The 228-nt window shown below is 75.4% G+C and carries 1 protein-coding gene; it reads left to right on the top strand.

Translation table 11 applies throughout. The features are described from left to right. The coding region (locus DEF28_RS27895; protein ID WP_199493606.1) for a hypothetical protein at positions 1–228 on the top strand (228 nt) is incomplete at both ends.

Raw genomic sequence — 228 nt, 5'->3', positions numbered from 1 at the left:
ACGCCGGCCATCCGCGCGCAGATCGCGGCCGCCTACGAGCGCTCCCGCACCCGGATGGCGGCCGAACTGCACGGCGTCGATCCCGAGGTCGACCAGCGCACCGCCCGCGCCATCGGCTCCGTGCACATGGCGCTGGTCGACCTCGGGATCGACGCCGTGCAGTTCGGCCGCCATCCGGGTGCGGGAGCGCTCGTAGGCGGCCGCGATCTGCGCGCGGATGGCCGGCGT

It is taken from the genome of Marinitenerispora sediminis, from assembly GCF_003336425.1.
Lineage (GTDB): Bacteria > Actinomycetota > Actinomycetes > Streptosporangiales > Streptosporangiaceae > Marinitenerispora > Marinitenerispora sediminis.
The sequence above is the reverse complement of the archived record's forward strand: the minus strand, read 5'-3'. Positions and strand labels throughout refer to the sequence as shown.